The 12,617-nt window shown below is 45.0% G+C and carries 12 protein-coding genes; 5 read left to right on the plus strand and 7 right to left on the minus strand.

Going from position 1 to position 12,617, the window contains the following annotated elements:
• Nucleotides 1-69 precede the first annotated feature (69 nt).
• The 4 genes from PAENI_RS15580 (at nt 70) to PAENI_RS15595 (ending at nt 3,851) form a co-directional block, all read left to right on the plus strand.
• Nucleotides 70-1,092 (plus strand): SDR family oxidoreductase, encoded by a 1,023-nt coding sequence (locus tag PAENI_RS15580; protein WP_149645918.1) that lies wholly within the window; start codon nt 70-72, stop codon nt 1,090-1,092.
• Between the two features lie 154 nt (nt 1,093-1,246).
• Nucleotides 1,247-1,906, plus strand: coding sequence for a class I SAM-dependent methyltransferase (locus PAENI_RS15585; RefSeq protein ID WP_149645919.1), 660 nt, complete (start codon nt 1,247-1,249; stop codon nt 1,904-1,906).
• Between the two features lie 124 nt (nt 1,907-2,030).
• A complete protein-coding gene (locus PAENI_RS15590; RefSeq protein ID WP_076283417.1) occupies nt 2,031-3,053 on the plus strand; it encodes a CapA family protein in 1,023 nt (340 codons plus the stop codon).
• A gap of 540 nt (nt 3,054-3,593) precedes the next feature.
• Entirely contained in the window at nt 3,594-3,851 is a 258-nt protein-coding gene (locus tag PAENI_RS15595; RefSeq protein ID WP_042125931.1) for an AbrB/MazE/SpoVT family DNA-binding domain-containing protein, read from the plus strand.
• A gap of 144 nt (nt 3,852-3,995) precedes the next feature.
• On the opposite strand, the gene PAENI_RS15600 is transcribed toward PAENI_RS15595, so the two are convergent.
• The gene (locus tag PAENI_RS15600; protein WP_042186461.1) at nt 3,996-4,505 is read right to left on the minus strand and encodes a PadR family transcriptional regulator; all 510 of its coding nucleotides are present in this window, start codon (nt 4,503-4,505) and stop codon (nt 3,996-3,998) included.
• Between the two features lie 96 nt (nt 4,506-4,601).
• A complete protein-coding gene (locus PAENI_RS15605) occupies nt 4,602-5,765 on the minus strand; it encodes a YhgE/Pip domain-containing protein (RefSeq protein WP_188114586.1) in 1,164 nt (387 codons plus the stop codon).
• Nucleotides 5,766-5,959: 194 nt separating this feature from the next.
• Between PAENI_RS15605 and PAENI_RS15610 the strand changes: the two genes are divergently transcribed.
• Nucleotides 5,960-6,685 carry an HAD family hydrolase gene (locus tag PAENI_RS15610; RefSeq protein WP_149645921.1) on the plus strand — a complete coding sequence of 242 codons (726 nt, stop codon included), beginning with the start codon at nt 5,960-5,962 and terminating at the stop codon, nt 6,683-6,685.
• A 613-nt stretch (nt 6,686-7,298) separates the two neighbouring features.
• Here the strand turns inward: PAENI_RS15610 and PAENI_RS15615 are convergent.
• From PAENI_RS15615 to PAENI_RS15635, 5 genes are read right to left on the minus strand one after another with little or no spacing between them, the layout of a single operon-like run.
• Nucleotides 7,299-8,429, minus strand: a complete 1,131-nt coding sequence (locus tag PAENI_RS15615; protein WP_149645922.1) for a YheC/YheD family endospore coat-associated protein — start codon at nt 8,427-8,429, stop codon at nt 7,299-7,301.
• Complete coding sequence (locus PAENI_RS15620) at nt 8,411-8,929, minus strand: GNAT family N-acetyltransferase (RefSeq protein WP_076283330.1); 519 nt, start codon at nt 8,927-8,929, stop codon at nt 8,411-8,413. The genes PAENI_RS15615 and PAENI_RS15620 overlap by 19 nt, the downstream gene beginning before the upstream one ends.
• Nucleotides 8,930-8,954: 25 nt before the next feature.
• Nucleotides 8,955-10,067 carry a YheC/YheD family endospore coat-associated protein gene (locus PAENI_RS15625; protein WP_076283329.1) on the minus strand — a complete coding sequence of 371 codons (1,113 nt, stop codon included), beginning with the start codon at nt 10,065-10,067 and terminating at the stop codon, nt 8,955-8,957.
• Nucleotides 10,064-11,437 carry a YheC/YheD family endospore coat-associated protein gene (locus tag PAENI_RS15630; protein WP_042186478.1) on the minus strand — a complete coding sequence of 458 codons (1,374 nt, stop codon included), beginning with the start codon at nt 11,435-11,437 and terminating at the stop codon, nt 10,064-10,066. Before PAENI_RS15630 ends, PAENI_RS15625 begins: the two co-directional genes overlap by 4 nt.
• Entirely contained in the window at nt 11,438-12,616 is a 1,179-nt protein-coding gene (locus PAENI_RS15635; RefSeq protein ID WP_052404216.1) for a YheC/YheD family endospore coat-associated protein, read from the minus strand.
• Nucleotide 12,617: the final 1 nt, after the last annotated feature.

Consider the following 12,617-nt stretch of genomic DNA (forward strand, 5'->3'; position numbering starts at 1 on the left):
TTTACTTTTACTATAAATGAGAGTTAAAAAAGTACGGTTTTTGAACATCCTCTATAAGGAGCGTGTGAAATGAAGGTATTATTTATCGGAGGTACGGGACTGATTAGTCAGGCTGTATCCCCGCTCGCCGTAGAACAAGGAATAGAGCTGTATTTGTTCAACAGAGGACAAAGAGGCGAATTCGTTCCGGATGGGGCGAAGGTGATTCAAGGTGACATTCGTAATCCGGCGGAGGCTGCCGAAGTATTGCGAGATTATGAATTTGACGTAGTGGTAGACTGGATTGCTTTTACACCGGAACATGTGCAGACAGATATTGACCTGTTTACAGGTAAAACGAAGCAGTACATTTTTATCAGCTCGGCCTCGGCTTATCAGAAGCCACAGCGTAATTATATAATCACAGAAGAGACACCTCTGGAGAATCCTTATTGGGAATACTCGAGAAATAAAATTGCTTGTGAGCAGCTATTGATGGAAGCACACAACAACAGCGGATTCCCGGTTACGATTGTTCGTCCTTCCCATACTTACGGAAATACAGCCATCCCTGCGGCACTCACGAGCGGACAGCATCCTTGGTCCTTGATTGATCGTATCCGTCGTGGCTTGCCTTTAGTCATCCATGGAGATGGAACATCTTTGTGGACACTGACGCATAACTCAGATTTTGCCAAAGGGTTCGTCGGATTGCTTGGGCATCCGGAAGCGATTGGGGAGGCCATTCATATTACTTCTGATGAGGTGTTGAACTGGAATCAGATCTATGCGGCCATTGGGCAAGCGGCAGGTGTGGAGCCGAAAGTGGTTCATATCTCTACAGACTTTATCACAGCCTTCTCCCCTCCAGGGACGGCGGATGGCTTGATCGGCGATCAAGCGGTCAGCAGTGTTTTTGACAATCGTAAAATCAAACGTCTCGTGCCTGACTTCCAGGCTGCCGTTCCTTTCTCTGAAGGGATAAAGCAGTCAATTGCTTGGTTCGAGGCTCATCCAGATCAATGCACGGTTGATGCGGAATGGTCTGCCTTACTAGATCATTTGATCGAGAAACATGGAGTTGAGGCCAAGCCTCTATCCTTTTACTCATAAGATTTGTACGGTTAATATTTAAAGACGGTCTGTTCCTAAGGGAGCAGCCGTTTTTTTTTTGGTTTGTCTAGCTCAATGTAAGGTTATGGAATGAATCAGCAAATCATGAATATACTCTCACTACCTTAAATTCCGTTAAAAAGGAGTCCTGGCCATGCCAACACATCCCTTTGTCTCGCGTTTTTTTGTAAACTCAGATGCAAGCCGTGAGAAGTTAATTTATGATTTGCCAGAATCCTGGTGGAGCCGTCCCTTTGAATATGAGTGGTGTATTAACTTTATTTCTCCACATGGTGTGGTGCTGGATGCTGCTTGTGGAATTCCTCATCCCTTGAAATTTTATTTAGCTGGGGTATGTGCAGAGGTTTATGCTTGCGATATGGACAGCAGGGTTATTTACCGGGAGGACATCCTAGATGCGATTACTGATGAGATCGGGGAAAAAGCGGCAAAGCAGGTTATAGCTAGAAGAACGAACAACTTGCATCTTGCTCAGGCCAATCTTGCGGCTCTTCCATATGAGGATGAGAGCTTTGACACTATTTTTTGCATATCAGTGCTGGAGCATTTGACCTTAGAGGATACGGTCGGCACTTTACGGGAATTTCACCGAACGTTGAATGAAGAGGGGCTGCTCGTGCTAACGTTTGATTACCCAACGGTAAACTTAAATCTTATGAATGATTTGCTGCTGCAGGCTGGTTTTCAATATTGGGGGGAGACGGATTTTGAGTTGCCTGCAGATCCTGTGTCCACAGATTTGTGGGGTGGGTTACAATGCTTCCGGGCTGTTTTGAAAAAATCAAAGGCATAACAGGTCTTCTTACCCTTAAATTAGTAATCTATTTCCAGTAAGCTAGAATAATAGCTAATATAGATTCCATAATGAGGATAGGAGGTTGTATTTTTTGAGATTAGGGTCGAATGTACTGCGCAGCATGCTACTTACTACACTTCTATTATCATTGATCCTCCCTTCGACGATTGCATCTAGTGCAGCTTCGCCATCTTCAGAACCTATCAGACTTGCTTTTGCTGGTGATATTCTCTTGGACGGTTTTGTGGGTGATCAGATCGCGAAATACGGAGTGAACTTTCCGTTTGTGAAAGTCGCACCTACCTTGCAAAAGGCAGATATCGCCTTCGCGAATCTGGAAACGCCAGTGTCTATTCGAGGGAAGGCAGCAGAGAAAACCTTTGCCTTTAGGTCCAAACCAGCAGTGCTTAGTGGCTTAACCTATGCTGGGATTGACGGCGTTTCATTGGCTAATAATCACATTTTAGATTTCGGAACAGACGCTATGCTCGATACACTGGTGCATCTGGATCGAAACAAGATTGGCCATACAGGAGCAGGCAAAGATGTAGAGGAAGCGTTCAAACCGTATACAAGGACGGTAAAGGGGAAGAAGATCGCTATCTTAGGTGTAAGTCGAGTGCTTTCAGGGCCTTCTTGGTATGCCGGCAACAATAAACCGGGAGCTGCCTCAGCGTACACCTCGCAGCCAATGCTTACGGCTATTCAGAAGATGTCTAAGGAGAATGATTACACGATTGTGTACATTCACTGGAATGAAGAGTTTAAGGATTATCCTGAACAATACGCCCGCACGCTAGCCAAACAGATGATTGATAGTGGAGCAGATATCATACTCGGCGCACACAGCCATTGCTTGATGGGCATCGAATACTACAAAAATAAACCGATTTATTATTCACTTGGAAACTTTGTGTTTAATCGTTCAACACGTGGTGGGGAAAAAACCCTTCACTCGATGCTAGTGAATTTTGAGATTAATGATGCCCAGGTGACGAGTAAGATTACGCCAGTCAAGATTATTGGGGGACAGCCCAACTTTATGGATGATTCTTACAATAGGAAGACGATCAAGCTAATGAATAACCTTTCTTATAATGCAATTATTGATGCGAATGGCAGGGTTACGGAGAAGGCATTATAACGATAGAATAGATCGACCAGAGATCACTGGTCGGTTTTTTTTGTAATTAAATTCAATTAATTATGCTAAGTTTATCCAATATTTGATCTTTCTATTAATAATATGTAATACTTATATTAAATCAGTACATAGTAGAAAGCTGGATTGTCGAAAAAAGTAGATGCATAAAGCATAAATAGTCTGTATTAATTCTACTAAACGTTTCTTTGCTCTGATATACGTCGGAGTGTTTCCAGACTTGATGTATTGGGTAAATGATGGTATCAATTGGGATACTCTGCAAGCTGATTTGTAATCGCAATGTTGGATATTTATTAATTTCAAGACGAATAAATTGGGTCGCTTTACAGCATTTTGTCGAAACTGTACATATTTTTGTCGAATAATTGTCGATAAATATCATATTTTGTAGAAATAAAATTGACAGGGAATGAATAGCACTTTAATATTAGAGTATAGCGTAATCATTACTATCATATAGAAGCCTACATAGCTTTTAGCAAAAATGATTATTAATGTGAATTTAAGGGAGGATGTACGATGATGAAAGCGACAGGCATAGTAAGAAAAGTAGATGAATTGGGACGTATCGTAATTCCTATTGAACTACGTAGAACGATGGGAATTGACATAAAAGACCCGCTCGAGATTTTTGTAGATGGAGAGAAAATTATTCTTAGAAAATATGAGCCAACTTGTATCTTCTCCGGAAGCGCAGAGAACCTCATCAATTTCAAAGGTAAAATGGTAAGCAAAGATGTTCTCGATGAGCTGATTTCTAGCTTTGACAGAGTATAATCGATAGGTTACACATTTTTGCTAAAAAAGAACCGGTACAGCAAGCACAATTTGTGCATGCTGCCGGTTCTTTTTTATGATAGCACAACAAAAAAAAGCAGCAAATCCCCTAGAATAATAGGAAACCTACTGCCCACATGATCCTTATTCAGACTCCAGCACACTTTGAATTTTTTTGATAAAGGCTTCATATTGCACAAGGCCCAATTCCATACACAGCTTTTGGTAAGGGGACAGTTTGCAATCTAGTTGCTTTAATTTCTGATCAAGATCATCGTACATTGCCTGCTTTTCTATCAATGCTTGCCGAAGTAGATTATCTATGTTCTCTTTATCGGTCTTATCTCCGAAATACAGATGCATAAAAAAGTCTGAACGCAGAACTTCCTTTTCAGCCGGTGTTTGCAAGTAAGCATGGAACTGATCCAAGCCAGCACGGGTAATGGTAAATACATTTTTGTCAGGTTTGCCTTCCTGCCGTATGGATTCTTTGGTGATTAGGTCCAGCTTCTCCATCTTGCTTAGGGTTGGGTAGATGGTGCCGTAGCTGGCATCAAAGAAAAAAGAAAAGTATTCCTCGAAATGCCGTTTTATCTCATAACCCGAATGAGGTTTTTCACTTAATATCCCTAGAATGACATCTTGTATATTCATGAATCATTGTCGCTCCTCTCTTTCACCTCCTACCATATCACAACTGCATTTCGCTCTCAATTTGAAAAGGCATAACCAAGGAGGCAAACTAAATAATTACGCATTTGCTGGTACGGGCTCTTGTTCTTGTGATAACTGAGTTTCCTTGCGAATGAAGGTTAGGATAATGCTTAATCCAGCTATTGCTGCACCAATGCAGAGTAGATAGAACATATCTTTCCATACACCATTGCCTCCGATAACTAGGTCGAGCATACCATTTACCGCGTAGTAAGCAGGTGAGAAGGGACCGATCCAGCTATAAAAAGGAGAAAGCACATCACGAGGAATCGTTGCTCCGGAAGCCAACATTTGTATGGAGAGAAGTGCGATATTTAGCCAGGCGCCAGCGTCGCCGAGTAGCAGCAGACTGAACTGTGCAAGAATCATGCAGGAGAGAATCACAGTGAACTCGAACAGCCACATGAGCAGAAAGCCATGGCTGGAGTGGATCCCGAGCGAGTTAACCATGATAGTCCCCACTAGAGAGGTTAATACAGCCGTTGCACTCATAATGGCAAAACGGGCTGCAAGGCGATCCCATTTACCAAATTGACCCGATAAATTGGAAGATGCTTTTTGGAGATTCATGGCGAGTAACATAGCTCCGGTAAAGGAGGCGGTAACAATCATTAACGGAACCATAGTTTGTGCAAAATTAGTTGTGGGATGGATGACTTCAACGTTTGCGGAGATTCGGCTGCTTGCCGCACTTTTGATGATCTCTGCTTGTGCCTTCGGCAGCTTCATAGCTTCAAGGGTTTGGTTTAGTGCTGTATCACTGCTTTGAGTGTTCATGGCAGCCGTGACTTTAAGGGCTACAGTCTGCATAACATTGCTAACCATTTGCGGATTGGATTCATTTACGAGGTACCGGAGTTCAGCCTTTGCGGAAGGATTGCTAATCGCTCCGGTGAACCCTTGTGGAATATTGATAATCATGCGGATTTCTCTATGCTCAAGGGCTTCCTTGGCAGCTTTTAGTGGAAGGTCCTGTCTGGTTACGAACTGAAGGGACTGGGTAATACCATCGACTACAGGCTGAGCATTCGCACCATCCTCATTCACAATAGCAATGGGCAACCGATCTACCCGATCAGTTACATGGTCATACCCTGTAATCCAGATTAAGCTGAAAAAGACTTGGAACAACAGTGCAGTTATAATCCCGACGATGGTAGCAGGCTGCTTGAGGAAGCGCATGATTAATGGACGTGACATGGTTATCTCTCCTTTATATTTCAACATGTTATATTACAGTTTGTAATATAACATGTTGAAATATAAACTGCAACAAGAAAAGTGGAGAGCATGGACATTCCGAAGTGATATCATATATCATAGGGCTTGTACTGGAAATTTCGTGCAGATGAATGTGCTTACCTGAAGCAAAAGAGAATGGGGAGGAACAACAGATGAGTAAAGAGGTACAAGGAACAGAACTGAACGCGGTTCACTCGGAGTTGAACAAGCCGGAAGCGATTGTTTTTGATATGGATGGAACACTGTTCCAGACTGAAAGTCTTTTATTACCTGCATATCATAAAATGTTCGATATTTTGCGGGAAGAGGGATTATACTCAGGACCAACACCGCCGGAAGAGCTTATTCTAAGCGGCTTAGGGATGCTGCTGGCAGATATTTGGAAGAAGGTTATGCCTGATGCCGATGAGGCGGTGCACCGCCGTGCAGATGAGCTGCTATTGCAGCTAGAGGTCGAAGGACTTGAAGCAGGTGGGACGTTACTGTATCCTCAGGTGGTCGAAACACTGACTGCCCTAAAAGAGCGTGGAGTACGATTGTTTGTGGCTAGTAATGGGCTGGAGGAATACATTCACAGTATAGTTGTGGTGCATGAGCTTAAAGAGTTATTTGAAGGATTGTATAGTGCGGGTGGTCAAGGCACTGCGACGAAGACAGAATTGCTACGCATTTTGCTGGACAATCATGGAATCAAGAGTGCCTGGATGGTAGGCGATCGCTCGTCCGATGTGGAGGCAGGTAAGGGAAATGCTCAAACCGTCATCGGCTGTGCGTATGCAGGTTTTGGCCGTCAGGATGAGCTGAAGGGCTCCGATGTAATTATCACTTCCTTCGATGAGTTGATAGACTTGTACGACAACGCATTGGTTAGCGAATAGGAATATCGCGATTTATATTTGGTAAACGAATAAAAGGCAAACCTCATCTAAGCAGAGGGTTGCCTTTTTTAATGTTAAGGTTCTAAATGCAGATGCAGGAATAGCTCAAAGCTAAAAAGATATACATAAACAAAGGGGATGATCCGATAGATCATGGAACGGGGTTATTCCTATGTGATGATAAGGAATCGAGAAGCATGTTAAAGGAGTATAAAAAATGATAATGAGCTTCCTTTTTATTGCTTTAAGCGCTGCACTTGGAGTGGGCATGTGATTTTTAGTAATAGGTATAGTCTTTTCTATTGGTGGCGGAGACTTATTTATAGTTACTCATTATGATTCCTTATTTTTTTATATTGCTGTTTTTTTGTTGTGTATCGTGAGCTATCTTTTGTTTATAAAACATCTATTAGAGAAGGACTTACAGCTCTTGCTCCATATTTGTGTGGGTACCACTATACTCTTCATTTTTCTAACGCCTTGGCTCAGCTAATCAAAATCTTCAATACAACGAGTTTTTCTAATATAAGTTCCTCAGAACATCAGAAGTCATACAACAACCGCACTTTCTGCATATTGCAGAGAGGCGGTCGTTTTGTTGTTGAGTATCATTTTATTCCTCAGTAGTCTTAGCTGTGGTTGGGGCACCTTTGTTATTATATAGCCATAACGCGTATTCTAAAGGTCGCACTAGTGCTTTGCGATAGGTGTTGCCGTCCCCTGATCTGGCAAATACTTCACGTGCAGGCTTTGGATTAACCTCCAGCACATAGATTTTTCCTTCTCGATCAATGGCAAGATCCAGTGCAAGTTCACATAAGGCCCCGAAACTTTCTTCCAAGAAGGCAGCGGCATCAAGACCTAACCTTTCGGCAGTTTTCATAACCTTATCGGTCTTATCTTGACTACCCAGCCATTCCTTCAGCAGCGTTTCAGCTCGAACGGCGTGCCCACCGCCATGAAGATTGGAGGTTACGCTTCGGGCCGCACCGACCCTTGCTGCCATACCTGTCAGCTCCCAGACGCCTTGCCCATTCTTTTGAACGAGCATGCGATAATCATGGAAACGTCCACCAGGCAGACGTAGTGGAATCCCCTGTTGGACGAGGAAACGTCCACCAATACACCATTGTCGAACGATGGAATCCAATCGGGAGGCAGAGACCTTTCGGGGTGGAATAATCCGGCGATCTTGGCGACGGCCTTGAATATCAAATCCCCCTTTACGGTCCTTTACCCGCTCAATTCTAAGGATACCGCGTCCACCTGTGCCGTTTGCTGGCTTGATATAGAGTACCGGGCTCTGCTTCAACATTCGGTGCAGATCGGCAGAGGAATGATACAGTAATGTTTCTGGCATATGCTGCCGGAAGCGACTCTTTTGTGAGAACGTTTGGTGTATGGTCCATTTGTTGCGCAGTGGACGATTCAGAAACAGCAGATGTTTATAGCGTTCACGGAAACGAAGCAATTGTTGAAAGCGCGTGCTGCGCTGGATACGGCAACGGTCATAAATCATGTTCGGGAAGGAACGCCATTTGCGTGACCATTTCCCGCTCTTTGAATCAAAGACAAGGGCATGGATCTGCTCTTTGCTGGGATGGACATCCATGGGGGTAAACACAAAAACATCCAAGCCCATTCGATTGCCCTCAATGATCATTCTCCGGTACACGGCCTTTTCTTCAAGCTGCTTGGCTTCATTTATATACAAAGTAAGAATGCCTAAGACGGGCTCTGGCACAGGAGTTCACCTTCTTGTGGAGAGTTTGTAGTACTGACGGTATTCTGTGGTGACCGGATCAATAAAGTTGGCTTGCCAGTAGGGCCACTAGTAAGCGCCACTGCGGCAAGACCAACATTGAAACACATTTTCAGACTGGCTGTATTATCGCTGGCAACACTGCATTCCAGACGGCCTAAACGCTTTAACTGGGCGGCCATAAGGGCGGTGCCGGTATGCCTATTTCGGTATAAGGGATGCACGGCAACGAGACAGGCTTCTTCACCGAAACCGGATACGAAGCTTACTCCTGCTAGCTGGCGCCCATTCTGACCGCGTACGGTGGCGACAAGCAGCGAGACACCCGGCTCTGACAACTGTTCTGGAGTTAATCGGGCCATTACCTTGCAAGCTTGATTTGTAATCCGACGCTCCCCATGCTCTCTTATAAACTCAAGCAGTCCGGTTAGCCGCGATTTCCACTTTTTAGCATCAGTGTCGTAGATAGAGGATATCTGCATGCTGTGTCACATCCTTTAATGGATTCTATTTGATATGGCGTGCTAAGTGCTGGCCATATTGAAAGATTCGCTCCAAAGAAAGCTTGCGAATCGCAGGCTCATCAAATTTCATCGGCCGGGAGTTTGCCTCAAAGAACCAGAGTCCGCCGTTCTCATCGACACCGAGATCCATCGACATCTCCCCGAGCATAGAATCAGAGGCTCTTTCAATTTGTCTGGCAATTAACAGAGCAGTTGTAGGTACACTTTTTAAGATAGAGGCTGCTCTTTCGGTTCCAAATGTGCTTTCCAGCATGGTGGAGGGCTCCTCGATACTTCCGCCACGAGGTACATGCGTAGTGATGCTGCGGGCACCAGCTAGACGCGCACCTATGCCGGTCATTGCCCAGCCGCCTCTGCCGTTTTTCTGCAGAAGTACACGTAGATCAAATGGTCGTCCTCGGTGAGTTGCTAGTTCAATAGCTTGCTGTACGATATAGCGTGAGCTTCCCTTTTCTTTGCCTATCCGTGCCCAGAGGCGTTCTACTGAGGCAGCTTTGTAGGTCACATTTTTTTTGCCGCTTTGAATTTGCAGCCGATAGGGTAAGGTGGTATCTGCACGGTATTTTAAACGCATAATTCCTTTACCTGCTTTGCCATTCTCAGGTTTAAGATAGAGACTGGTATGATTATTTAGCATGGCAATAAGCGTGTTTGCACTGCGTAAACGTCTGGTTTTTGGAACATGCTTCGAGGTAGCATACGAGCCTTTCAACCATTCAAATAGACTCCATTTATTGAAAAAATATGGATTATATAGCTTAATGCCTGGATGTTCCAGGCATTGAGCTATTTTGCGTACGACAGCAGGTTTTTCCTCATCCTCACGGGTAGGAATTCGGTTATATATGATTTGTGGAAGAGGTACCGGAATGCTGTACCATATTCTTCCGCTGGATGATGGGACATAACCGTTCACCATCCGTTCCTCAAGCTTCAAGTCACGGACAGTGACGACGTAGACAAGAAATCCCAGTTCCTTGCCTGTGCGAATGATGTCCCGGAAATTATTACGGTTGCCATTAAAATGCCTTACTTTATCGCTGGTTGTCAGTATGGCAATAACGGGTTTTGTTTCATCCGGAATATGGGTGTTCACATCTCATCCCTCCTGCGGAATTTGCTGAGGTATAGACAATGCTCCAGAATGTGCTCGATGGAAGCTTTGCCCTCAGCGCGCAGGGAAGGATGACGGAAGATGGAACGTCCTGGTTTGGCGTTGGCCTCGAACATCCAGATGTCTTCATCCTGATCAATGCCGAGATCAAAGCCAATTTCACCGAGCAAATGACGATGCTGGATTTCTAAGGATTCTGCCAGCTTAATGGCTGTACTCTTCGCACGCTGTAATACTTCATCTGCTCGGCTGCCGAATACACGCCCGAGCGCCTGCCCAGGTGTAAGCAATGCCCCCCCGTTTTTGAGGTGAGTGGTGACACTGCCCCGGCCGGCTTTCTTAGCGCCAATACCGACTACAATCCATTGATTACTGCCGTTTTTATGCATATGGAATCGGAAGTCAATGGGGCAGCCATCAATTTCAATCAAACGTATTCCTTGTTGGACGATATAATTTTGCAGGCCTTGACCGTGTCGTGACCGAAGCATACGCATGAGGCTTTCAAAGGTAGTGAAGCGCAGAAGTACGTTTTTTCCACCTTTGCGGTAGCGGGCAAAATATCCTTTTTTCGGCAGATAGGTAAGTCGGTAAATCCCGTGACCCAGGCTGCCTGCGGAAGGTTTGTAATATACAAAATGGTGGTGATCCAGCATTTCTCTCATTTTTTCGGAGGAGGGATTGCTGTGTGTCTCAGGTACGTAACGGTTTGCAGCTCCGTCATTCTCTAGCAACCGATAAATATCGGACTTATTGAAGAAGCTCCAGTTGAAGTAAGGGATTTTCTTGCGCATAAAGCGTTCGCGAAGCTGGTTGATATAAGGTGAAGTCTCCGCTCTCCGACTGGGTAGCCGATTGTAGACGACATCAGGCAGAGGAACCATTTTACGTTCGAATTTGCCGCCTGCGGTTAAGAAATAACCATAGACCTGCTCCTGTTGCCAGTTGATATCACGCGGCATAAAGGCAAATATATAACATTTATTACTGCCTTCCCGCAGTAATTGCTTTATAAAGCCAGTGCGAGAACCGAAGGGTTGATTTGAAGATGCTGGTCCATCGGTCAAAACACCGACCAAAGGTCCAAGCTGTACCTCGTCGTTTTGCAGATTGCGTAAATAGATACCACCAGATTTCGGAACCTTGATAGCACTCTTTACACCAGTGGCGAGGAATAGATGATTTCCGGCGCGCTTGATGGGCTTGATCATGGTCGGGATGGCATCTTTACCGAGTCTAAGGCGAATGTTCTTCTTCCCGGTTAATTTCAAGCTTTTCATCAGTGCACCTGATACATATACAACTCTTTGGGGCTGCTTAGTAAAATGCACATTGCAAAAAGTGAGACTCATTTATGAATCCTCCTTAGGAACCATTGTTATCATTCTCCCGTTTATAACGGAGCTGTCCGTAGATAGGGATGGTATCCGTCGCTGTGTGAGTAGCAGATGGCGCGCATAAGACAGTGGATTCTCGGCGGCGAGCTTAGCAGCCCGGCGGTCGCCCGTCAGCCGGAATACCGTGCGCCCTGGCTTGGAATTTGCTTCAAGTAAATGAATCCGACCGCTCGAATCAATACCGAAATCTAGGCCGAGTTCTCCAAGCCTACCGCATGCGGCCTCCAGAAGAGGAGGCAAGTATGCAGCTTCTGCAGCAAGCTCCTGCATGATGTCTTTTCCGTCCTGACCATATTCTGCAAGCAAAAAGGGCAAAGGAGGAACCGCAGTTCCACCGCCATGCAGGTTCGAAGTCAGTGAACCATGATTACCCAGCCGAACGGCCATGCCAGTAAGATCCCAGCGACCGAGGCCATTCTTTTGCATCAATACACGCACATCGAACGGTTGCCCCTTACGATTAGTTAGGTGCAGATAAGGCTGTATAATATAGCGGCGTGTGCCGATAAATTCATGAATCCAGTTCAGTCCTTCATCCTGCGAGCTGAATACATATTGAAAGGGTGTATTTGTCCCATCACGCCCTCGTACTCTTATGCCTCCTCCAGAGCGTCTGTTCTGCAGTATGGCATGCAATGTACGTTTGCCATGAGAGCCTGCTTTGGGTTTTAGGAAGACCCCGTATTCTCTTTCAGCGAGCATATTGCTTAACTTGCGTGTACCGGTATAGAGAACAGTTTCCGGCAGTAAAATAGCGGCTCTTCGGTTGCGCTTCAAGATCTCGTATACGCCCCATTTATCAGGTAAACCTCTTGACCAAGGTAGTGAGCGGTGAAGGAAAGAGAGTGCAGACGAGGCTTCTTTTCTTTCTTTTGGACTATTGTAAAAACAACGATTATAAATGATATCTGGTGGTGTAGAGGTCGTATTGTGCCAGCTTCCGTCTTTCCATGTATAACCGGTTATAGATGACCCGTCTGCCGCTACTCCGTCCGGATGAAACACGAGGACTTTAAGGTTGTATCGCGGAGCTGCACGGCATAAATGACTGCAAAATTCTGGCTCGGCAATCGGAGGATTCCCATGGCGACGGCCCGTCATAATGCCGAGGAACCCCATAGCTGTTTCAGTCATT

Source organism: Paenibacillus sp. B2(2019) (assembly GCF_008370385.1).
Taxonomy (GTDB): Bacteria; Bacillota; Bacilli; order Paenibacillales; family Paenibacillaceae; genus Paenibacillus_AQ.

Coding starts and splice junctions, on each gene's coding strand:
- PAENI_RS15610 (WP_149645921.1), top strand. CDS start 5,960: ATGAGTAAAGAGGTACAAGGAACAGAACTGAACGCGGTTCACTCGGAG.
- PAENI_RS15595 (WP_042125931.1), top strand. CDS start 3,594: ATGATGAAAGCGACAGGCATAGTAAGAAAAGTAGATGAATTGGGACGT.
- PAENI_RS15635 (WP_052404216.1), bottom strand. CDS start 12,616: ATGACTGAAACAGCTATGGGGTTCCTCGGCATTATGACGGGCCGTCGC.
- PAENI_RS15620 (WP_076283330.1), bottom strand. CDS start 8,929: ATGCAGATATCCTCTATCTACGACACTGATGCTAAAAAGTGGAAATCG.
- PAENI_RS15585 (WP_149645919.1), top strand. CDS start 1,247: ATGCCAACACATCCCTTTGTCTCGCGTTTTTTTGTAAACTCAGATGCA.
- PAENI_RS15600 (WP_042186461.1), bottom strand. CDS start 4,505: ATGAATATACAAGATGTCATTCTAGGGATATTAAGTGAAAAACCTCAT.
- PAENI_RS15605 (WP_188114586.1), bottom strand. CDS start 5,765: ATGTCACGTCCATTAATCATGCGCTTCCTCAAGCAGCCTGCTACCATC.
- PAENI_RS15580 (WP_149645918.1), top strand. CDS start 70: ATGAAGGTATTATTTATCGGAGGTACGGGACTGATTAGTCAGGCTGTA.
- PAENI_RS15630 (WP_042186478.1), bottom strand. CDS start 11,437: ATGAGTCTCACTTTTTGCAATGTGCATTTTACTAAGCAGCCCCAAAGA.
- PAENI_RS15590 (WP_076283417.1), top strand. CDS start 2,031: ATGCTACTTACTACACTTCTATTATCATTGATCCTCCCTTCGACGATT.